This window comes from Microcoleus sp. D3_18_C2 (assembly GCF_036702395.1).
In the GTDB taxonomy this organism is placed as follows: domain Bacteria; phylum Cyanobacteriota; class Cyanobacteriia; order Cyanobacteriales; family Microcoleaceae; genus Microcoleus.
Map to the genome: position 1 here is coordinate 150569 of NZ_JAUBTG010000001.1, position 24332 is coordinate 174900.

Genomic DNA, 24332 nt, shown 5'->3' on the forward strand with positions numbered 1-24332 from the left:
ACGAGATGAGATTACATTGATAAAATTTATCCTGGAAAGAGTGTTTTTATGCCTCCATTCCATTACTGTTTACTATTTTTACCATTCTCAAAAACAGGCAAGATGCCTGTTCCACAAATACTAGATTTTATTGTGGGGAGTAGGGGTTGGGCATCTAGCGCGCCCGTAAGTTACTCCCTACTGTTTGCTTTCCTGTTGCTATTTCCCACTTCCGCGATCGCCCAAATCATTCCCGATAATACCTTGGGCCCGGAAAGTTCGCGAACAGTTCCCGATACTATCAATAACATACCCTCAGATAGAATCACGGGCGGCGCAACTCGTGGCGTTAACCTCTTTCACAGCTTGCGCGAATTTAACATCCGTGAAGGGCGGGGAGCTTATTTTGAAAATCCCAAGGGAATTTCTAATATTTTCACCCGCGTTACGGGCCCAAACTCTTCAAATATTTTAGGAACTCTGGGAGTTTTAGGCAACGGTAATTTATTTTTAATTAACCCAAAAGGAATTATATTCGGGCCGAATGCGCGGTTAGATTTGCGCGGTTCGTTTATTGGTTCAACGGCTGACAGTATTGTGTTTAATAACGGCTTTGAATTCAGCAGCACAAACCCGCAAACATCCCCGCTGTTAACCGTTAATATTCCCGTTGGTTTAAGATTTAGAGACAATGCCGGTGCAATTGTCAACCAATCGACGGCTTTAGGAAAGGTAAACCTGCCAGCCTCTGCTGTGCCAATCCCAATTAGCGATCGAGTTGGTTTAGCAGTAGAACCAGGTCAAACTTTAGCACTGATTGGCGGCGACATCCAACTCCCAGGCGGCAATTTAACCGCCAGCGGCGGACAAATTTTACTCGGTAGCGCAGCGAGTCCAGGTTTAGTTAATTTTGCAATGACAGCGGGGGAAAAGGGAAATTTAACTTTAAATTATGACAATCTTCAAAACTTTGGCAATATTCAAATAGCCGATGGAACACTTATTAACACCAGCGGTATTGGGGGTGGCAGAGTAGAGTTAAAAGGTGGAAATGTCGCCCTTAGCGGTGCGCGGATTTATGCGCTGACTTTGGGAAATATTGATGGTAGAGGTATCGATATCAGCGCCCAAAATTTGCGAGTGCAAAACGGCACGCAATTTTCTACCCTGACTCTCGGAGATGGTGCAGGAGGTAATATCAACTTGCGCGCTGCTGATTCTGTAGAAATGAGCGGGCTGGGAGTTGATGGCTATCAACAAGTTGTAATTAAGTATCTGGTATCGGGAACCGCAGACCCCTTTGACCCGCTATTTGTGCTGTTTAATGCTAGTGCTGGTGCTGGTTCGGGGGGGAATATTACGATCGACACTGGCCGCCTGCTGTTCAACAATGGCGTAGTAGGTAGCGGTATCACTTTTGGCGGTGGAAGGGGCGGGAATTTAATCATTCGCGCCAATACTTTTGAGATGGTGGGTTCTGGAATTAACAACGGGACGGCTAAAGAAAGTACCGGTGCGGGAGGAAGTATTAGTGTTGATGTCAATCGATTAATTATGCGCGACGGTTCTCTTCTGGGTACCACCAGCTACAGCAGTGGCCCGTCGGGGAATATCAACATTAAAGCTGCTGAATCAGTAGAATTGTCTAACACCGGCCCGAGAACTGTTGTGTCAACTGGAATCAGCACGCTGAGTATCGGTTCTAACGGAAGGGCGGGGAATATTAACGTTGATACGAAGCGGTTGACTCTCTCTGATGGTTCTGCTTTTACTTTAGGAACGGGTGTTTTAATTGGCAGGTTTTTGTTTTCTCAGGAGGGCGGGCCTGCGGGAAATTTAACTGTTAGGGCTAGTGAATCAGTAGAAATTTCTGGTATTTCTCAAGTTTTGACCAGCGGAATTCAGAATGCTAGCGCGCTGACTTCTGGAACTTTGAGTTCGAGTCGGGGTGGGGATATTCGGATTGATACGCCCAGCCTGACTGTGCGGGATGGGGGGATAGTTTCTACGAGTTCTTTGGGCTCTGGAGATGTGGGGAATATTACTGTTAATGCCGATCGCATTTCAGTCAGCGGCAGCGGAAATAATGGTTTGTTTGTCAGTACAATTGATGCTTCCGTGGGCAAGATATTTGGTACTAATCCTAATGCTACAGCAAATGCCGGTTCGTTGAATCTGAATGCCGATCGACTAATTGTCAGAGATGGAGCTACAGTCACGGTACAGGCTACGGGAACCGGACGCGCTGGTAATATCAATATTGTCGCAAATTCGATCGCTCTTGATAACAAAGCGAGTATTGACGGTACGACTGTATCCGGTACTGGAGCAAATATTAACCTGCAAGCGCGAGACATCCAATTGCGCCGCAACAGCCAAATTACCACCGATGCAGGCACTTCTGACGGCGGCAATATCAACATCAACAGCAACATTCTTGTCGCCCTCCCGCAAGAAAACAGCGACATCACAGCCAACGCCCGCACAGCAGGCGGCGGCCGCGTCAATATCAATGTCCCCAATGTTTTCGGCTTTACAGCAGCGAGTCGCGAACAAGTCAGAAACAGATTGGGGATCAGTGACGCCGAATTTGCAGCGTTGCAAGTAAGTCCTACATCTCTGCTTAATAGCAGCGACATCGCCGCAATTTCCCAAAGTGGTGGCCCGGCGTTGCAAGGAGCCGTAACATTTAGTTCTGTTGGAGTTAATCCGGTTCAAGGTTTAGTGCAACTGCAGCAAAATGTGGTCAATCCGGCTGCGTTAATTGCGGCAAATCCCTGCATCCAAGGGGCCGACAACGAGTTTACTGTGACTGGTCGGGGGGGAGTGCCACCGAGTCCTAATGAAGTTCTCAGCAGCGCTCCCTCGCCGTTTCCGTGGGTGGAACCAGCGGTAGGTGAAAGTCAGCAAGTAGAAAGCCAAAGAACATTCATAGAAATTCGGCCAAGAGAAATTATGCCCGCTCAAGGTTGGGTAATGGACGATCGAGGACAAGTGACGCTGGTAGCCTATAATGCTGGTGGTGTTGCATCTCTTCGCAGTCCGAAACCGACGGGTGTTTGCGTACCTCAATAAGTAATCTTCACGTTTTAGCTAATCCCTCGCTATTTTTATAATATTAAATTAACCACACTTCAAAGATGCAGCGCCAATCTTCCTCCCTATTTTTTGTATTTTTACTGCTGTTTCCTTTCCCCGCCGTCGCTCAATTTGTCCCCGATAATAGCTTGGGAACAGAAAGTTCGCGCACAGTTCCCGACACGATTAATAACTTACCATCGGACAGAATAGAAGGCGGTGCAACTCGCGGAGTAAATTTATTTCATAGTTTCCAAGAATTTAACATCCGTGAAGGGCGGGGAGCATATTTTGCCCGTCCTAACGGGATTGCCAACATCTTCACCCGCGTTACTGGTAGCAACCCTTCTAATATTTTAGGAACTCTGGGAGTTTTGGGAAACAGTAACTTGTTTTTAATTAACCCCAAAGGGATTGTCTTTGGCCCCAATGCTCGGTTAGATTTGCGCGGCTCATTTATTGGATCTACTGGTAGCGGCGTTCTCTTTGATAATGGCTTTGAATTTAGTGCAGCTAATTCTAATGCAGTGCCATTGTTAGCGATTAATATTCCTGTGGGTTTAAGATTTAGAGAAAATCCCGGCACAATTGTTAACTCTTCCCAAGCAATCGGCCCCACACCAACCTTACCGCCCTTGCCCGTAGAAATTCCTGTTTCTAACAAACTTGGTTTAGCAGTAGACCCCGGCCAAACTTTAGCATTAATTGGCGGAGACATTCAAATCCCAGGTGGAATTTTAACAGCTTATACCGGACAAATATTACTGGGAAGTGTGAAAAGTCCAGGTTTAGTGCAATTTGAGCCAACAGCTTTAGGTCTGAATTTAAACTACGGAAATATTCAGAACTTCGGCAATATAGAAATGAACGGTGCATTTATAAACACCAGCGGATTAGGAGGTGGAAAAATTGACATCAGAGGTGGAAATGTTACCGTCAGTAGTTCGGGAATTTATGGACTGACATTGGGAAATATTGATGGTAGAGCGATTGACATCAATGCTCAAAACTTGCGAGTAGATAGAGGGTCACAAATTTTCACCCCGACAGTGGGAGATGGGAAGGGGAGCAATATCAACATCAACGCTACTGAGTCAGTAGAAATGATCGGGTTGGGAACTGAAGGCTATCAGCGGTTTTACAGCCAATTTCTGGCATCAGGAACGCTCAATCCTTTTGACCCGCAAATTGTTCTAATCACTGGTACTGTTGGCAAGGGAGCCGCCGGAGACATTAACATTGACACCGGACGGCTGCTGCTGCGCGATGGGGTAGTGGGCGGTACCGGCACCCTGGGTGCAGGAAATGGCGGAAATCTGAATATCCGTGCTCACACCGTTGATGTCGTCAGTTCTGCGATCAATAACGGCACAACGACGGAAAGTACCGGCTCTGGCGGCAGCATAACTGTTGACGCACAACGGTTAATCCTGCGCGATGGCTCCAATCTCGTCAGTATTAGCCGCAATGATGGAGCATCGGGGAATATCGCGATTAAAGCGAATGAATCTGTAGAATTGTCGGGGAGCCTCCCTGGAAATGGGGCACAAACTGTACTCGGCACGAACTCTTTCGATGGGAATGGGAAAGCCGGGGATATTACGATCGACACTAAGCGGCTGAGTGTTTCTAATGGAGCTGCAATTAGTTTATCGACTGGTGCGATTATTGGTGAAAACGTGTTTTCTACCAGTGGGGGGGCTGGAGGAAATTTAACTGTGAGAGCTTCAGAGTCTATAGAAGTGAGCGGCGTGTCTGGAGTTTTGGGGAGTGCGAGCTTCGCACCAAGTGCTCTGGCTACTCAAAGTACAAGCTCTGGTAGGGGTGGAGATATCCGCCTCTCTACGCCCATGCTCACTCTAAGAAATGGAGGTATTATTACTGCGGCTTCTTTGGGTGCAGCAGATGCGGGAGATATTACAATTGATGCCGATCGCACAGAAGTCCAAGGCAGTGGGAATAGCGGTGGGTTCAGCAGTAGAATTGAGGCTTCGGCTGGCAGGGCGCTGAATTTTGTCAATCCCAATGCTACGGCAAATGCGGGTTCGTTGAATCTGAATGCCGATCGATTGATTCTCCGGGATAGTGCAGTGGTTAATGTTCAGTCTTTAGGCACGGGAAGGGCTGGCAATATTAACATTGTAGCTAACTCAATTGCCTTGGATAATAAAGCTAGTATTGACGGTACAACTGACTCTGGCGGGGGGGGAAATATTAATATCAGGGCGCAAGATGTACAGTTGCGGCGCGGTAGCCGAATTACAACAGATGCAGGTATTTCTGAGGGCGGTAATATCAGAATTGACAGCGATATTTTGGTAGCTTTACCGCGAGAGAATAGTGATGTTACTGCTAATGCTCGCACAGCTAGGGGCGGTCAAGTTACGGTAAATGTACCAAATATATTTGGTTTGACAGCAATTAACCGCGAACAAGCTATAAGTAGTTTAGGACTGACTGATGCTGAATTTGCGGCCTTACAAGTAAATCCAACTTCTCTAATTTCTACCAGCGACATCGCCGCGATTTCCCAAAGTGGTGGCCCGGCGTTGCAAGGAGCCGTAACATTTAGTTCTGTTGGAGTTGATCCTGTTCAAGGTTTAGTGGAACTGCCGCAAAATGTGGCCAATCCGGCTGCGTTAATTGCCGCAAATCCCTGCACGCAAGGGGCCGAGAGCGCATTTACAGTCACTGGAAAAGGAGGAGTGCCACCCAGTCCCAATGATGTTCTCAGCAGCAATTATAGCCAGTTTAATTGGGTGGAACCAGCGGTAGGTGTAAGTCAGCAAGTAGAAAGCCAAAGACCATCCATAGAAATGCGGCCAACAGAAATTATTCCCGCTCAAGGTTGGGTAATAGATGAGCAAGGAAAAGTAACGCTGGTAGCGTATAATTCAAGTAATGGTGCATCTCTTCGCAGTCCGAAACGGACGGGTGTTTGCGTACCTCAATAGGTACTCTTCAGTTTTTAGCTAACCCGTCGGTATTTTCCTAAGAGTAAATTAACAGGAATTAAAAGATGCCCCGCCAATCTTCCGCCCTATTTTTTGCATTTTTACTGCTGTTTCCTATCCCCGCCGTCGCCCAAATTGTCCCCGATAGCAGCTTGGGTGCAGAAAGTTCGCGCACAGTTCCCGACACGATTAATAACTTACCCTCAGATAGAATAGAAGGCGGTGCAACTCGCGGCGTTAACCTATTTCACAGTTTACGCGAATTTAACATCCGTGAGGGGCGGGGAGCATATTTTGCCAATCCCAGCGGAATTGCCAACATCTTCACCCGCGTTACTGGTGGCAACCCTTCTAATATTTTAGGAACTCTGGGAGTTTTGGGAAACGGCAATTTATTCTTAATTAACCCCAAAGGGATTGTCTTTGGCCCCAATGCTCGGTTAGATTTGCGAGGCTCATTTATCGGTTCTACTGGTAGCGGCGTTCTCTTTGATAATGGGTTTGAATTTAGTGCAGCTAATTCTAATGCAGTGCCATTGTTAGCGATTAATATTCCTGTGGGTTTAAGCTTTAGAGAAAATCCTGGCACAATTGTCAACTCTTCCAGTGTTACCCAAGTTATTGAAGGCACAACAATCCCCGTAGGTTTAGCAGTTCCTCCCGGTCAAACCTTAGCAATGGTGGGAGGAGATTTAATTTTTAACAATGGTTTTGCCAGCGCTTTTAGTGGCAACATTCAATTAGGAAGTGTGGCAAGTCCGGGTGTAGTAAGCTTTAGCATCACGCCCATAGGATTAGGTTTAGATTATACAAATGTTGCCAATTTTGGCAACATTGAATTATCAGGTTTATCGGCGGTGACAGCTAGCGGGCCAGGGGGAGGCGCGATCGCACTCCGGGGAGGAAATGTGACATTGCGCGATCGATCGAGCCTAGTCTCCGATACCTTGGGAAGCATTGACGGCCGCGGCATCAATATCGAAGCAGTGCGCTTTAGCCTATTAGATCGAGCCTTTGTCGGCTCCACCACTACCGGAAGCGGAGCCGGAGGCCCGATCGATGTCCGAACCGCCGAGAATATAGAACTCAAGGGAATAGGATTTGAGAACTTTCGGCGACGGATTCTCGATCCTGGTGCAGCACAAGAGCCGCCAGATGTCGCCTCCCGCGAAAGCAGCATCATTACCGGAACCCTCGGTGCCGGCAGAGCCGGGGATATCGCGCTCGACACCAAACGATTAACTATCCGAGACGGATCGGCAATACTCAACCCTACACTCGGTACCGGAGACGGCTCTGGTGTGACAATTAGAGCCTCTGAATCGGTAGAAATCAACGCCTCCGGGCTGTTCACCACAACTTTTAACAGCGGAAATGCAGGTAGTATCGCTATCGAAACCGGTCAACTGAGTGTCAGCGACGGAGCCATTATCTCGCCCTCGACTTTTGGTGCCGGGAACAGCGGAAATCTGAGCGTGAGAGCTTCTGACTCGGTAATAGTAGCGAGAGAGCGATCGGATAGCCCCCTGAGTACGGCTCTAGCAGCTAACAGTATTGGCGGCACGGGAAGGGCTGGAAACATTGAAATTAACACCCGCTCCCTGCGCGTCGAAGCAGGGGCTAGCATCACTTCTTCGAGCGGGGTGAGAACTGCAGAGCAGGTGATTCCTGCGGGGGGGCCCGGCGGCAACATCACCGTCAACGCTTCAGACTCGGTGGAAGTGATCGGCACCGCACCGGGCGAAATTCCTTCCCGAAGTCTAATCGCTGCGGGAACGGCTGGGGGCGGCAAAGGCGGTGATGTGACGTTGAATGCCAGACGGTTGATTGTCCGAGACGGAGGAGCTATCGGAGCCTCAACTTTGGGTGAGGGACAAGGGGGAAATGTGACTGTCGCTGCTTCGGAATCGATGGAAATAGCCGGAACTACCAGAGACGGGATCTTTCCCAGCAGCATCGGCACAGCTTCGGGAGATTTGCTGTACCAGACTTTGTTGGGGCTGCAACCTCCATCTGGTGCGGCGGGAAGCTTGAGCATTGCGGCGGGCCGGTTGAGTGTCCGAGACGGCGCAGCGGTTAGCGTCCAGAGTTATGGAACGGGGGAGGCTGGCAGCATCAATGTTGTCGCAGATTCGATCGCCCTCACCACCAAAGGCAGTATTGACGGCACGACTGTATCGGGTATCGGGGCTAATATTAACTTGCGATCGCGCGACATCCAATTGCGCCGGGGGAGCCGCATCACCACTGATGCGGGCGCTGCCGACGGCGGCAATATCAACATTAAAAGCGATATTCTGGTTACTCTTCCCAACGAAAATAGCGATATTACGGCTAATGCGCGATCGGCCCAAGGTGGGCGGGTTAATATTAATGTCCCCAATGTTTTCGGGTTTACATCAGTCACTCGCGAACAGGTTCGAGCGACTTTGGGATTAACAGATGCTCAATTTGCAGCGTTGCAAGTAAGTCCGACTTCTCTAAATCCTACCAGTGATATTGCGGCGATTTCCCAAAGTAGCGGCCCGGCTTTGCAAGGTACTGTAACATTTAGTGCTTCTGGAGTGAATCCGGCTCAAGGTTTAGTGGAACTGCCGCAAAATGTGGTCGATTCGGCTGCGTTAATTGCGGCAAATCCCTGCACGCAAGAGGCCGAGAGCGCATTTACCGTCACTGGGAAAGGAGGAGTGCCACCCAGTCCCAATGATGCCCTCAGCAGCAATTCTAGCCAGTTTAATTGGGTGGAAGAGGCAGGAAGTTCGGCAACGAATGTAGAGGGTTTAACCGATGTAACCGATCGAGGGAAGAAGAAGGAAGAAGGAGAAATCCCCGATCGCGAAGTTGTGCCGGCGCAAGGTTGGGTGGTGAATGCTCAAGGAGAAGTTATGCTTGTTGGATATAATCCGGGTAATGCTGCTGACTCTCGCAATCCTCGACCTAGTTCTGTTTGTGTGCCGCGTTGAAATTAGGTTTTTTTTACCGCAGATGTAGGCGGATTAACGCGGATTAACGCAGATCAAAAATAAGATGTATTTGGGTTAATCAGTAGGTGTGTCTGCGCTTGTAATTTTATTTTCTAACTATGAAGTTTACCCGATCGCTCCGACAAGTAATTCTGTTATTTGTGATTTCCTGTCTGCTAGCAATTGCGATTCCTCCTGGAATTGCTCAGGTTAATCCACCACCAGCGGTGCAGCTTGTTCGACAAGCTCGAACTCTGTACCAAGAGGAACGTTTTTCGGAAGCTGTACCTTTGTTGCAGCAAGCGGCGGCGCAGTTTGAGGCAAAAGGCGAAAATCTCGATCGCGCCACAGCTTTGAGCAATTTAGCTGCAACCTACGGGCAGTTGGCGCTTTGGGAAGAAGCAGAAAAAGCTGTAAATTCGAGTTTGTCGGCTGTGCGAACCCAAGCCAAAACTCCCGAACAGCAGCGGATTTTAGCTGAAACTCTCAACATTCAAGGACAGTTGCAACTTGAACGCGGGCAGACTCAAGATGCGATCGAGATTTGGACGCAAGCTGCTAAAATTTTCGAGCAAATTGATAGAAAGAACCAACTTTTTCAAGTTCAAATTAATCAAAGTCGGGCTTGGGAAATTCTCGGACTTTACCCCAGGGCTTGCAAAATGATGTTAGCTTCTTTCAAGCTGGAAAACCAAACTTGCGAAGTTTCCGCAGCGGGTTTGGAAACTTTGAAAAATGAATCTGTTTCTCTCGAACAAGTCCGGGCAATTCATGCTTTAGGGCGGGTATTGCGGGTTTTGGGACAACTGGAACGATCGCAGGATGTGCTGTCACTTGGACTCGAAGCAGCCCAAAAATTAGGTAGCCGGCCAGAGGAGGCTGCAATTTATCTTAATCTGGGCAATACGGTACGGGCTAAAAGCAATAAACCGGGTTTGACACCAGAACAGCGGGCGGATTGGGAACGCTTTGCCCTAGAGTATTATGGTCGATCGATCCAGGCGATGCCGGATCGATCGCCCCTACAAATTCAGGCAAAGTTAAATCAATTGAGTTTGTTAGTCGATCGCCAAGATTGGTCGGAAGCAGAGGCTTTGTGGCGTTCTCTCGAATCTCAAACCGATCAATTTGGCTCGAATCGCGCCGGACTTTACGCTCAAATTAATTTAGCTCAAAGCTTGATGAAATTAGCTCAGTCGCCTGCGAAAACTTTGAGTTTAAGCGATATTGACACAATGCTCGATCGCTCTGTCGAAGGAGCAAACAGTTTGGGCGATCGACGAATACAAGCTTATATTCTGGCAGCAAAAGGCAAACTATCGGAAATCCAACAGCAGTATCAGAAAGCAGAAAATCTCACAACCGAGGCTTTGAGTTTAGCACCGGCTTTTCAATCTCCCGATATTGCTTACCAATTGTTTTGGCAACTGGGACGGATTCGGAAAGCTCAAGGAAATACAGAAGGGGCGATCGTTCAATATACTCAAGCTGTCAATATATTGTCTTCTCTGCGGGGCGATTTGGTAACAGTCAATCCCGAAGTGCAATTTTCGTTTCGGGAAAGTGCCGAACCGGTTTATCGGGAATTAGTCGGGCTGCTTTTGCAAGAGGAATCTCCCAGCCAACCTAAATTGAAACTGGCGCGCCAAACTGTGGAATCTTTGCAGTTGGCGGAATTGGACAACTTTTTTCGGGATGCTTGCGCTGATGCTAAACCAAAGTCGATCGAGGAAATCGATCCGACTGCGGCGGTGATTTATCCGATTATTTTGAGCGATCGTTTGGAGGTAATTTTGTCAATTCCCGGCAAACCCCTGCGCCGCTACGCTACGAAGAAGTCTCAAGCTGAGTTGGAAACTGCCTTCAGACAAGCCAAAAATCTCATCAGGCCTGCTGCTTTCCCCCGCAACAGGAGGCAACCCGTTGAACAGGTTTATGACTGGTTAATCCGCCCCGCAGAGGCGGATTTGACTGCCGCCGGGATTAAAACCCTGGTATTTGTGCTCGACGGTTATTTGCGAAATCTGCCGATGGCGGTGCTGCACGACGGTGAAAAGTTTTTGGTAGAAAAATACAGCATTGCTTTGGCGCCGGGATTGCAATTGCTGGCACCGAAACCGCTGAACAAAGTCAAGTTAAAAGTGCTCACCGCTGGCCTCTCGGAACCGCGTCAAGGCTTCTCGGCTTTGCCGGGGGTGAAGGAGGAAGTTCAGCAAATTGCAGCCGAGATGCCGGCGAGTTCGCTGCTGAATGAAGATTTTGTCAGCGGGCGATTGCACGATCGAATTAAAGCAGTATCTTACCCGATCGTCCATTTGGCAACTCACGGTCAGTTTAGCTCGAATGCAGCGGATACTTTTATTGTGACTTGGGATCAGAAAGTGAATGTTAAGGAGTTCGATCGACTGCTGCGAGCCCGCACAGGGGAGAGACAACAGCCGATCGAACTTTTGGTTTTGAGTGCTTGCGAAACTGCTTCGGGGGATAACCGGGCGGCTTTGGGTTTGGCGGGGGCGGCAATTCGATCGGGTGCGCGCAGCACCGCCGCCACCCTTTGGCAAGTCAACGACGAATCTACAGCTATCTTTATGGCTGAATTTTACAAGCAACTGGCTTCTTCTAAAACCAGCAAAGCTGAAGCCCTCCGCAACGCTCAATTAACGCTGCTGAAAAACCCAGACTATCAAAATCCCTATTTCTGGGCGCCTTTCGTGCTAGTGGGGAATTGGCAGTAATTTAAGATCGGGCATCGGGCATGGGGCATCGGGCATCTGACAATTTTAGATTTTAGATTTTAGATTTTAGATTGCTCAGGGCATTGGGCATCGGCGGGCGGTGGACAACAGTCAACAGTCAACAGTCAACTGACAACTGACAACTGACAATTGACAAGTGACTCAAATGCAGTTGGTTTTTTGTTAAAGTTTGTAAACTGTTAAGAGTGCTTTTTGCATCTAATATTTTTTCGAGGAGTCCCATGAAGCAACTTTTGATTGCTGAGCGCTTTTGCTTAATTGCCCACGTCTTGTCAATGGCTTTTGGATTGGCAGGGTTGCTGCTGATTTTACCCCGTCCCGAATTGGTGATGAGTTTACCGCCCGCGGGGCAAACGCTATTCCAGTGGGGGATGGCTGGGGGTGGAGTAGTTTATATCATCTTTGGTGCAGCAGCAGTTGCTCTCTATGCCTTGCGGACATTGGGTTGGGGTGCAACTCTGGCTTTTTTAGTGCCTTCTGTGTTTTTGTCCTTGAGTAGCGAGTTGTTGGGAACGAGTACGGGTTTTCCCTTCGGCCACTACCACTATTTAAGCGGTTTGGGCTACAAAATTGCAGGGCTGGTTCCGTTTACCATTCCCCTCTCGTGGTTTTATCTGGGACTGGTTTCATACATAATTGCTCGCGCTGGAGTAGCTGGCGGTAAAGGTGAACTCAACTGGGTGCGCCAAATAGGGGCGATCGCCCTTGGTGCTTTGCTGCTAACTGCTTGGGATTTTGTACTAGATCCGGCGATGAGTCAAACTGCTGTTCCTTTTTGGGAGTTTGAGGAACTTGGGGCTTTCTTTGGAATGCCTTACCGCAATTTGGCTGGTTGGATGGGTACGGGGGCGCTATTTATGTCTGTAGCAGCTTTCTTGTGGAGAAAAACACCGATTAAATTAGAGCGATCGGAATTGGGTTTGCCCTTAATTGTTTATTTGGTAAACTTTGCTTTCGGAGCAATTATCACTGTAGTTTCCTTGGATTCTCGGTTCTGGTTCCCGACATCGCTAGCGGTGCTTCTGGGTGTAGTTCCGGCGATCGCGTTATGCTGGATCGCTAAACCCGCAACAGGTGACGTAACCGAAACAATGCCGTCTTTGGATACATCTGTTATCACGGCCCAAATTCCACCTCAGCCCGTGGGCGTTTTGCGTAAGTGAGTTGCTAGCGAGCAACCCCGGCTGATTTAGCAAAAATTTACACTAAATTTTGAGCTAGTTTAAAAACCCGGTTTCTACAAGAAACCGGGTTTTTCAATGGCGATTTTTTCATGCCCAATTCCTGTAATATGTTTGAGGCAAAAATTTTATTAAATTTTTAAATTGACACCAACCGTAATTTCCAATTCTTCAATTGAAAATCTAAAATCTAAAATCTAAAATCTAAAATCCCATGATCGCCCCTCACCTGTTCTCCCAATCGCTGACAAGTATCATCGCTGTCGCACTCCTGCTGCTGCAATTACCCGCCGCCGCCCTTCTGATGTCGCGTTTGATTAAAGGCCCATCGCGCATCCCACCCCTGGAACCGGATTCGCCGACGCTGGATTTGTTGGGTACTTGTACTGCGGTAGTACCGACTTTGAACGAAGCCGATCGCATTTCGCCTTGTTTGGAAGGATTAAGCCGCCAAAGTTACGAACTCCGAGAAGCGATCGTGGTTGACAGCTATTCGGTAGACGGAACCGGAGATTTAGTCAAAGCAGCAGCACAAAAAGACCCCCGGTTTCGCTTGATTAACGACGATCCGCTGCCGGCGGGTTGGGTAGGGCGTCCGTGGGCGCTGAATGCGGGTTTTTTGGCCAGTTCCGAGAAGTGCGAGTGGATTTTGGGGATAGATGCGGATACTGTGCCCCATCCGGGTTTGATTGCGAGTTTACTCAAAACAGCGAAAGCTGGAAATTACGATTTGATTTCGCTGTCGCCACAGTTTATCCTCAAGTATCCAGGGGAGTTGTGGCTGCAACCTGCTTTGTTAATGACTTTGGTTTATCGGTTCGGGCCGACGGGGACTGGCGGGGATGTGCCGGAACGGGTGATGGCGAATGGTCAGTGTTTCTTGTGCAAGCGCGAGGTTTTGGTGGCATTGGGGGGCTATGAGGTCGCGAGGGGTTCTTTTTGCGATGATGTGACTCTGGCTCGCTATGCGGCTGCTAAGGGCTTTAAGGTGGGCTTTTTGGATGGGGCTAAGGTGTTGAAGGTGCGGATGTATGAGGGGGCGATCGAGACTTGGAATGAATGGGGTCGATCGCTCGATTTGAAAGATGCTGCTTCGGGCGGTCAAATCTGGGGCGATTTGTGGCTGTTGCTGGCGGTTCAAGGTTTGCCGGTGCCGATTGTGTTGTGCTATTTGTTGTTTGGTTCGCTGCCGCCGGTTGGTGTATTTCCGCACTTTTGGCTGTTGGGATTGAATGTATTTTTGGTTGCAGTGCGATCGGCTTTGTGTTTGGCGATCGCACCTTCATACGATACAACTGGGGCATCGGGTAAATGGCTGTTTTGGCTGTCACCTTTGGCCGATCCGCTGGCGTTTTTGCGTATTCTAATTTCTGCTTTTCATCAGCCTACTCAGTGGCGCGGCCGAAAGTATGAATAATCGTTAAATTTTTGCTACAGCTTTTAAAATTGGTAGAAGTGCGATCGCCCTTTTTGATCGAATGGGCGATCGTACTTTTCTTGATTTCCTAAATCAACCGGAAATTAGCGGATGTAATCGCATTGGCACTCACTCCAACCATCACACCTAACTGCTCCCCTGTCAAGAGGTTTTTGATGATAGTTCCCTGAGTGTTTTGAGTTATTTCTAACTGTCCAAAACTCAAACCACCACCTAATCCAATCAAATCTTGACCGACGGTAAAATCAGCGATTATATCAAATCCTTGACCGGCTTTTAAGGCAAAGATATCGTTGCCGCTACCGCCGACCAAACTATCATTGCCCATGCCTCCGTCAAGGAGATCGTTGCCTTTCCCACCAGTGAGAGTATCGTTATCTGCGCCTCCGAACAGAGTATCATTTCCTGCACACCCTCCCAGGATATCTGCTCCTTCATCACCGTTGATTAAGTCATTACCTTCACCGCCGCAGATGGTATCTGAACCTAACTGTCCAAACAGATTGTCATCACCTTGACTGCCAAGCAGGATGTCGTTACCTTTGCCTCCATATAAGGTGTCATTATCCTTGCCACCATCGATGAAGTCATCATCTTTGTTGCCATAAATGATGTCAATACCTTCGCGACCATGTAAGAAGTCATTGCCTTTGCCTCCAAAGATTAAATCGTTACCAGACTCGCCAAGGATGATGTCGCTTCCTTCATCTCCGTAGAGAGTATCTTCATCTTTGCCTCCGGCGATGAAGTCATTGCCTTGGTTGCCATTAATAATGTCATTATCGGCGCCACCGTATAAGTTGTCATCCCCGGATTTGCCCTCGAATATGTTGGCAGCATTGCTACCTAGTAATTCATCGTTTTGGGCAGTGCCTATTTGAAGGCCGGATGAGCCGAGGATGGTGTTTTCAACCGAGTTTGGTCGGTTTAAGTTGGGATAGGTAATTTGGTCGCAGATGCACTCATCGTCTAAGAGGTTATTAGTTGTTGGCGTGGGTGTTGGTGTTGGCGTGGGTGTTGGTGTTTCCGATGGTGTCGGTGTTTCCGATGGTGTCGGTGTTTCCGATGGTGTCGGGGTTCCTGATGCGATCGGATCGATCGCTGTTGGGGTTTCGGTGCCGATTCCGGTGCCGATTTCGCCAGAGGTAGGTTGATAAGGAACGATCAGGTCTTTGGGGTCAATCGTCTCGAAGGTGGGGCGAACGGTGGGGTCATTCACGCTCAGTTGTGCCATCTTCTCCAGGATCTTTTCTTTGGTGTTGTCAGCGAGGAACTGCTCGATAGTCTGGGTTCCCGCTCCCAATTGCGCCAGTCCGACTGCGATTTGACCAACTGATACTGCCTGCAATTTGGTAATTTCCGTAGCGATATCACTTAATGAGGGACCGCTAGCGGTGAGTTCCTGAACAATTTGATTGCCTAGCGCCATTATTTGTGCAGCAGCCGAGCCGACCCTAGCTAACGGCTGTGTGTTGAGATTGCTGTCTTGCGTGGCCACACCAGCGATCGCGGACTGTACGATCGCCTGAATTGTCTCTGGTTTGCTCAAGTCAACTGGAGTACCGGCTTTAAGCGTATTGGCGATCGCGGCGGCTGCCCTATTTCCGAGTTGAGTGAGCGGTATTTCCGAAGCCCCTTCAATAAGTTTCGCCGTCTGGACGATCGTGTTTTGCACCATGACCATCGAGGCAAACACTCCCACACCCTTCGCGTCCCCATTGGCGATCGCTTCCAGGGGGTCGTAGCTGCCCAAATCAACATCAGCCGGCAGCCCCAGCGCCAATTTCACTTGAGTTTCAGCAGTTTCAGGGTCAATGCCTTGCTGAACTAACTCAGCAATGATGGTAGTTAAAGGTGTCACCACCTCAGACTCTGGAGTAGAAGACAACTGTGTCTCTAGGGGCAAATAGGTAGAGATATCTATCCCGTCGGCCATGACAATTTTGCCTTCGGTATAGTCGAGCTTGCCATCTTTATTGTTGTCGAACTTTTCTAGTTCTACTGTGAGGTCGAAGCTGCCATCAGGGTTGGTAAAGGCGAAGGGCTCGGTATCATCTTGCAGGCTATTGAAGTTGGCGTCAAAGAAGACTTTTCCGCCAGTGATGTAACCGTCAATGGCACGACTCTTGCGCGTCGAACCAATTCCCAATCGGAAGTTAGCCAGTTCCATCTCACCCAGGCGCTTCTCGTAAGCTGTTTTCCAGCTAAAGGGCCTGTAATACTCAGCCTTAAAATCTAGGGTGGCTTTGACATCACCATTGATTTCAAACAGGCTCAGCGGTTTGCTAATACGGGAAGTAATTTCTGAGGCACGAATTTTGCCATCGCCGCTAGTGCCTTTGCTGTAGTCTTCACCGACATCGAGCAAGTCAAACTTAGCATTCGCCTCAATTCCGCCCGTAAGATAAGCTTTTGCAACTCCAGCATTAACCCCGCCCCCAGCCTTAATACTAGCTGTGAGCTTGAGTTCATTAACGTCCCGCCCCGTACCATCCGCATTTTCGCGATCGCTCACGTAGAAGCCATCGAGAACTTTAGAGGCATCTGAGGCCTTAAAGCCAGATTGTTTCCATTGAGAAAGTCCAGAAGTATCAAAGCCGAACCCAAAGTTAGCTTTAGCTTCAAAATCACCTTTTAATATGCCGTTTACACCTACATTTACAACAGGAATTGAGTAGATGGGAAACTCTTTCTCAATTGTGAACTTAAAGTCTAGCTTCGGCACTTTATAGGCGAACAGGGTGACATCCGGTTTACCCATCAGTAAATTGATCGCGGTGCCAGGATTGGTCAAGATGGGTAAACTCAGCCCAGGCATCTTTTGGAATAGGTTAAGCAACTCTTGAGTCTTTCCCTGGGACTTCGATTTAGCTTGGTCAGTAGGAGATGCCGCTGTTTTGGTTTGAGTTGTCTTAGCGGTTTTAGTATCAGCCTTGGGATCGGTGGCGTCGAAATCTATCTTATAGTCACCCAGGTCTATAGCAATGTTGCTAGAGGAAATATTTTTGAGTAAATCACTAGCCTTGACGATAGACTCAAGGCCATCTAGGAATCGAGTATCAATCTTTTTGCCTGCCAACTTGGCACCTGCTTCGACCAGCGTGACCTTGCCATCGCCGTTTTGGTCGAAAAATTTCCTGACAACCTCGAATTCAGACAGCGGTTTAATATCGCTGTTGAGTGCATTGATGATAGGAAGAGCAGGCTTAACAACATCATTGACTTTAGTGATGACAGGTTTAGCAAAACCCGTGATAAAGCTTCCCAAGTCGAGCTGCATATTCTTGAACTCAACACTGGGTTTTTGCGGCCCGCTCCCTGTCCCGTCCTTATACGACAGCGGCGAAAAACCTGCGTTGAGGTCGAAGTTGAATGACGGAATCGCAGCACTGCCATTAACGCTGGTTTTTGCACTCAGGCCGAGGTTGGCTTTGGTGTCTAAACTCGTACCAATCAAGTCCGAGAGTTTATAGTTTCCCTTGCTGAGTTCAGTGAATGTCAGTCGCCCGTCATTTATCCCTCCTTGGGCGGTAGTTAAATCTTTCAGAGATGCCTTAAAGTCACCGGTAATTTTAGTGGGGTTAGCACCGTTGTTCGCTAGATCCACTTGCAAGAAACCTAGATTGGCCTTGCCCGTAAAATTATTGGCTAACCCGACTTCAGCGTTGAGGGCAAGCTTTGTATTCGTAGTATCGAAGAAGATCCCATCCTTATTCAGACCCAATCCCAAGGAAAAGTCGTACTTGAACTTGGCGTCGGCATCGCCCTGAGTATTCAATCCCAGCGCTGGCAGTCCCAAATTACCATTCAGTCCCAGGGTCTTTGCGTACTCTTTGCTGAGGCTGACCAGAACTTTGGCTTCTCCGTTTGCCCCAACTGAGCCTGTAATTGTCAGGTTGGGGAAGTCTTTGCCAAGGGAAGTCTTAATGGTGTCTTGAAACTTCACCTTATCGAAGCTTGGCGCCGCTTTCAGGTCGGTGATTAGCCTGTTCTTAATACTGTTTAGAAAATCAGGGGCAATGGCGTTGAGTTTATCACCCACCACCGGGATTTGAGCCGCCAGATTGTTGGTCAGGGACTCTTGCAGCTTGTTGAAGCCTAAATCAAGAGCGATGATATCAGTCTCATTGTCAGTATTAGTAACTGCGACATCGTTGGCATTAACACCGCTGTAAATAGTATCGGTACTGGTAGCGGGTGCGGTGACAATGTTGTATGCCACATTCCCATCTACTACAAAGTCATCTACTCCGGTGACAGTGACGGTTTGGGGAAAATACCAGTTATACGGAGTGAAAGTTAAACTCGGTTTATCTATTGTCCCTTCAGCCGTGTTATCCGATGTCGTCCCGATCAACACATCTGCTGTAGGCTGGCTATCTAGAACTACCCCAAAATAGGCAGTTCCCCCCGCTTCTGTCGTTCTTAATCCAGTGTGAGTGACAGTAATGCCTTTGGTGTCGTTGTCAGTATTAGTAACTGCGACATCGTTGGCATTAACACCGCTGTAAATAGTATCGGTACTGGTAGCGGGTGCGGTGACAATGTTGTAGGCAGCGTTCCCATCTACAACGTCATCTCCTCCTCCGGTGACAGTGACGGTTTGGGGAGTATTCCAGTTAGCCGGAGTGAAAGTTAAACTCGGTTTATTTACATTACCTTCAGCCGTGTTATCCGATGTCGTCCCGATCAACACATCTGCTGTAGGCTGGCTATTTAGAACTACCGTAAAAGTAGCAGTTCCCCCCGCTTCTGTCGTTGTTAAACCACTGGTGGGAGTGACGATAATACCTTTGGTGTCGTTGTCAGTATTAGTAACTGCGACATCGTTGGCATTAACACTGCGGTAAATAGTATCGGTACTGGTAGCCGCAGCAGTGACAATGTTGTAGGCAGCGTTCCCATCTACTACAAAGTCATTTGTTCCGGTGATAGTGACGGTTTGGGGAGTATTCCAGTTAGCCGGAGTGAAAGTTAAACTCGGTTTATTTACAGTACCTTCAGCCGTTTTATCCGATGTCGTCCCAATAGTGACATTTGCTGTAGGCTGGCTATTTAGAACTACCGTAAAAGTAGCAGTTCCCCCCGCTTCCGTCGTTGTTAAACCACTGGTGGGAGTGACGATAATACCTTTGGTGTCGTTGTCAGTATTAGTAACTGCGACATCGTTGGCATTAACACCGCTGTAATTAGTATCGGTACTGGTAGCGGGTGCGGTGACAATGTTGTAGGCAGCGTTCCCATCTACTACTGATTCATCTACTCCGGTGACAGTGACGGTTTGGGGAGTATTCCAGTTAGCATTCGTGAAGGTTAAACTCGGTTTATCTACAGTACCTTCAGCCGTTTTATCCGAAGTCATCCCGATTGACACATCGGCTGTAGGCTGGCTATCTAGAACTACCGTAAAAGTAGCCGTACTCCCGGCTTCTGTCGTTGTTAATCCAGTGATGGGAGTGATCGTAATGCCTTTGGTGTCATTATCAGTATTAGTAACTGCGACATCTGAAGCATTAACACCACTGTAATTAGTATCGGTACTGGTAGCCGCAGCGGTGATAATGTTGTAAGCAACATTCCCATCTTCTACACTCTCATCTACTCCGGTAACGGTGAGGGTTTGGGGAGTATTCCAGTTAGCCGATGTAAAAGTTAAACTCGGTTTATCTACAGTCCCTTCAGCCGTTTTATCGGAAGTCATCCCAATAGTCACATCGGCTGTAGGCTGGCTATCTAGAACTACTGTAAAAGTAGCCGTCCCCCCTGCTTCTGTCGTTGTTAATCCGCTGGTGGGAGTGATAGAAATTCCCGCAATATCATCGTCTTGAATCGTGGTGATTATTGGAGAACCAATAATGTTACCAGTCCCAGGGGCAGTGGCGTTGCTCAGAGTGAGTGCTAGAGTTTCGTTAGGTTCGGTAATTCGATCGCCCGCAACGGCCACTGCGATTGTTGCTATGGTAGCATTGGCAGCAAAAGTAACTGTACTACCAGTAGCAGTGACTCCGGTTCCGGTAACATTGGCGTTATTGTAATCTACGGCATTGGTTGCTGTTCCCCCAAAACTAAAATCAATGCTGCTACTTTGGTTCGTTTCTCCGGTACGGGTAATGGTGAAACTTACCACTTGAGTACCGCTATCTCCCTCAGTCACTGTGGCGGTACTGCCGACGACGCTGTAAGTAATATCGTTATCGGTAATCTGTGGATTCACAGGGCCGATCGCCAATGTTGTTGGATAATTGGGATCGGTACTGTTGGTAATAGCATGGGTTATTGCACCTGTATGGTTGTTTTCCGGTAGGGTGTCATCAACAGCACGAACGGTGACAGTTTGAGGAGTTTGGCCATTAACATTTGTGAAGGTTAAAGTTTGCGTGGCAGCAAAATTCGTTCCATCTAGGCTAACCTGTGCTTGAGTATCCGCCGTCACAGTAACGTTAACATTGCTGGTGGGGAGGGTGTTCAATTGTAGGGTATAAGTATCTGTAATTCCCCCTTCTGTTACTTCGTTACTGCCGGCAGATTGAGTGACGGTAACACCTGGAGAGTCGTTGTCTGTGTTGGTGACAGTGATATCTGCAGGGTTGAGATTTTTATAGTTGGTGTCGGCGGTGGTGGTGTCGGGGGCGGTGATAATTTGGTAGGCAATATCACCGTCAGCCACCGCATCGTCTACACCTGTGATGGAGACGGTTTGGTAAGCGTTCCAATTGGTGGAATTAAAGGTGAGGTTAGCAGGTAAAACCGTGCCTTCTGCTGTGTTGTTGCTGGTTAAGCCAAGGATGACATCGGCTGTGGGTTGGCTTTTCAGGCGGATGTCAAACGTGGCAATACCACCGAATTCGCTGGTATTGCCGCTAATCGGGAGGAGATCAAATCCAGCGGTGTCATTGTCGGTGATGGTGAGACTACCTGTGGTAGTTGTTCCTAATTGAAGGCCTGCCGATGGGTTGCTAATAGTTAGGTTGGCAGTTTCGTCAATTTCGGTGATTTGGTCGTCGGTAATGGTGAAGGTGACAGAACCGCTGCTTGCCCCATCAGCGATGGTTATTTGGGTGGGAATGGTGCCGGTGAAATCAGCAGCCGTGGCAACTCCCGTTAAGGCGAGGTCAACGGTTTGGTTGCCTGCTACAGGTGCGGCGGCGGTGGCGGTGACGGTGATGCTGGTGGTTCCGGCTTCCGTGCCGGTGGTGGGAGTAACTGAGAGGTTGACGGTGGGGGCGGGGATGGTGATGGTAAAGCTGGATGCTGTGGAAGTGTCTACGCCGCCGTTGGCAGTGCCGCCGTTGTCTTGGAGTTGGACTTGTATGGTGGCGGTGCCGGGGTTGCCGTTGGGGGTGTAGGTGAGGGTGCCGTCGTTGGCGACATCGGGGAGGGCGGTGAATAAGCTGTTGCCGTTTGTGATGTTAACGAGAAAGTCGTTGACGGCTTGGCCCGCTTCGTTGGGGCCGAAGTTGAAGGCACTAGCCCAGCTAGGAACGGTTTGGAGGGTATTTGTCGAGGTGGCTAGGGTTTGGTTGCCGGAATTGCTGAAGCTGGGTTGGTCGTTAATGCCATTAACGGTAATGGTGAAGGTTTGGGTAGTCGAGGTATCGACGCCGCCGTTAACAATGCCACCGTTGTCTTGGACTCGCACGTCAAAGGTGGAGGTGCCGAAGGCCTTGGGGGCGGGTGTGTAAGTGAGGTTGCCATTGGCGTTGTTTATAGTGGGCGCGCCGGAGAATAAAGCGCCGTTGCCGATGTTGCTGACGGTGTAGGTGGCCGTTTGGGCGGCTTCATTGCCAGGGCCGGGGTTGAAGGTAGCCCAACTTGTTAATGTTTGTTCCCCAGCATCTTCGTTGACTGCCGCTGGGCTGGTGGCGGTGAAAGCCGGTTGGTCGTTGAGAGCATCGATAACTATGGCTTTGCTACCGCCGAGGGAGTTGGCTGTGGCTAGGGCGGGGAGGGTTAAATCAGCATTCGCAGTCAAACTATCTTGAATGGTGCCGCCGTTGAGGGTGAGGGCGGTGGTGGCGTATTCTAAGTCGAGGGAAGTGTCTCCGTCTTGCACTACATAGTTGAAGGTGAGTACAGTACCGCCGCTACCAGAAACGTAGTTGGCAAATTTGTCAGTTGTACCTGTTTCTAGTTGCAGTTGAGGTGTACCAGTGACGGTGACAGCAGCATCGAAGGTGACGGTGATGGCGATGGTAGAACCTACACCGTAGCTGCCGTCAGGGGTGGTGGCGGTGACAGCAGTAACTTTGGGGGTGGTGTTGAGCAGGATGGAGGCGGTGTTGCTGCCGTTTTGGTTCGTCGTTGCTAAGTCAGGTTTTCCGTCCCCGTTGATGTCGCCGATGCTGACGGAGTAGGGGGTAGTGCCAGTTGTGAAGTCAACTTTGGTGGCGAAAGTGGGGGTGGTGGCGTTGGTGGCTGTGGTGTTGAGCAGGATAGAGGCGCTGGCGCTGTTGCGGTTCGCCAATGCTAAGTCCGGTTTTCCGTCCCCGTTGATGTCGCCGATGCTGACGGACATGGGGGTAGTGCCAGTTGTGAAGTCAACATTGGTGGCGAAAGTGGGGGTGGTGGCGTTGGTGGCGGTGGTGTTGAGCAGGATGGAGGCGGTGTTGCTGCCGCTGCTGTCCGTCGCTAAGTCCGGTTTCCCGTCCCCGTTGAAGTCGCCGATGCTGACTGATCTGGGGAAACCGCCAGTTGTGAAGTCAACGTTGGTGGCGAAGGTGGGGGTGGTGGCTCCGGTAGCGGTGGTGTTCAGCAGGATGGAGATGCCTGAGCCGCCACTGTTTAACACCTGACCTAACCCCACAGCTAAGTCGGGTTTTCCGTCCCCGTTGATGTCGCCGATGCTGACGGAGTAGGCCCTAGCGCCAGTTGGGAAGTCAACTTTGGTGGCGAAAGTGGGGGTAGTGGCGTTGGTGGCGGTGGTGTTGAGCAGGATGGAGGCGGTGTTGCTGAAGGCGTTCGCTACAGCTAAGTCTGGTTTGCCGTCCCCGTTGATGTCGCCGATGCTGACGGAGTAGGGGTTAGGGCCAGTAGTAAAGTCAACTTTGGTGGCGAAAGTGGGGGTGGTGGCTCCAGTGGTGGTGGTGTTGAGCAGGATAGAGGCGCTCTCGGGGCCGTGCTTGTTCGCCGTTGCTAAGTCTGGTTTGCCGTCGCCGTTGAAGTCGCCGATGCTGACGGAGATGGGCGCAACGCCAGTAGTAAAGTCAACTTTGGTGGCGAAAGTGGGGGTGGTGGCTCCGGTGGTGGTGGTGTTGAGCAGGATGGAGGCGCTGGTGCTGCCGTAGTTCGCCACTGCTAAGTCCGGTTTGCCGTCGCCGTTGATGTCGCCGATGCTGACGGATTGGGGGCTATTGCCAGTTGGGAAGTCAACTTTAGGGGCCAAGCCTAGTACGCCGCTGTAGGTTTTGAGGGCCTTGGCGTTAAATGCTATTGGGGTGGAAATATCCCCGATTTGTACTTCTAGGTTCCAGTCTCCTCCTAATTGGGCACTGCCAGTGGGGTGGGCTGAGGCGGCGATGTTGGCTCCTGTTAGTTCGCTGAAGTGTTTGACAAATTTTAGTCCGGCTTCTCCTTTGGCGATGGAGCATCCATACAATAGAATATCGGCGTTTTGGGTGAGGGCTTGTCCCCACTGTTTTAGCTTTTGACTGAAATTTCCTAGATCCTTCTCATTAAGTACCTCGGCACCGAGTTTTAAACTGCCTTGGTTGCCGTGAGAAACTACATGAACAGCTTCAATGCCACTTTCACTAGCCAATGCTTTTGTAATTTGTTCAAGGCCACTACGCTTGTCATCTAAAATGACTATTTTGGCGTTAGCATCTGCGCCCTCGATCAAGTTTTGATAATTCTGTACAGAGGGGTCAACGAAAATAATTTGCTTGTTCGGGGTTGATAAATTCATAATTGCTGCAATCCTTTATATCTATCGTTTACATTTAAGTCCGGCAGGGGTTGAAACCCCCGCATCAAAGCTTAATCTC

General features: G+C 49.3%; 7 protein-coding genes. 6 read left to right on the forward strand and 1 reads right to left on the reverse strand.

Annotated features, from left to right (window positions below; translation table 11 throughout):
• Positions 1 to 102 precede the first annotated feature (102 nt).
• The 6 genes from QUA88_RS00610 (at position 103) to cruG (ending at position 14328) form a co-directional block, all read left to right on the forward strand.
• The gene (locus tag QUA88_RS00610) at positions 103 to 3054 is read left to right on the forward strand and encodes a two-partner secretion domain-containing protein (RefSeq protein WP_333052671.1); all 2952 of its coding nucleotides are present in this window, start codon (positions 103 to 105) and stop codon (positions 3052 to 3054) included.
• A gap of 65 nt (positions 3055 to 3119) precedes the next feature.
• Complete coding sequence (locus QUA88_RS00615; RefSeq protein ID WP_333052673.1) at positions 3120 to 6011, forward strand: S-layer family protein; 2892 nt, start codon at positions 3120 to 3122, stop codon at positions 6009 to 6011.
• 65 nt (positions 6012 to 6076) lie between these two features.
• The gene (locus tag QUA88_RS00620; protein WP_333052674.1) at positions 6077 to 8974 is read left to right on the forward strand and encodes a two-partner secretion domain-containing protein; all 2898 of its coding nucleotides are present in this window, start codon (positions 6077 to 6079) and stop codon (positions 8972 to 8974) included.
• Positions 8975 to 9093: 119 nt separating this feature from the next.
• Positions 9094 to 11709: a CHAT domain-containing protein gene (locus tag QUA88_RS00625; protein WP_333208382.1), complete on the forward strand. Its 2616-nt coding sequence runs from the start codon at positions 9094 to 9096 to the stop codon at positions 11707 to 11709.
• Between the two features lie 242 nt (positions 11710 to 11951).
• Positions 11952 to 12893: a gamma-carotene 1'-hydroxylase CruF gene (gene cruF, locus QUA88_RS00630; RefSeq protein WP_333052677.1), complete on the forward strand. Its 942-nt coding sequence runs from the start codon at positions 11952 to 11954 to the stop codon at positions 12891 to 12893.
• A gap of 232 nt (positions 12894 to 13125) precedes the next feature.
• Positions 13126 to 14328 carry a 2'-O-glycosyltransferase CruG gene (gene cruG / locus QUA88_RS00635; protein ID WP_333269712.1) on the forward strand — a complete coding sequence of 401 codons (1203 nt, stop codon included), beginning with the start codon at positions 13126 to 13128 and terminating at the stop codon, positions 14326 to 14328.
• Positions 14329 to 14416: 88 nt separating this feature from the next.
• Here cruG and QUA88_RS00640 read toward each other — a convergent pair whose 3' ends face one another.
• Positions 14417 to 24253 carry a DUF4347 domain-containing protein gene (locus QUA88_RS00640; protein WP_333269715.1) on the reverse strand — a complete coding sequence of 3279 codons (9837 nt, stop codon included), beginning with the start codon at positions 24251 to 24253 and terminating at the stop codon, positions 14417 to 14419.
• Positions 24254 to 24332 lie beyond the last annotated feature (79 nt).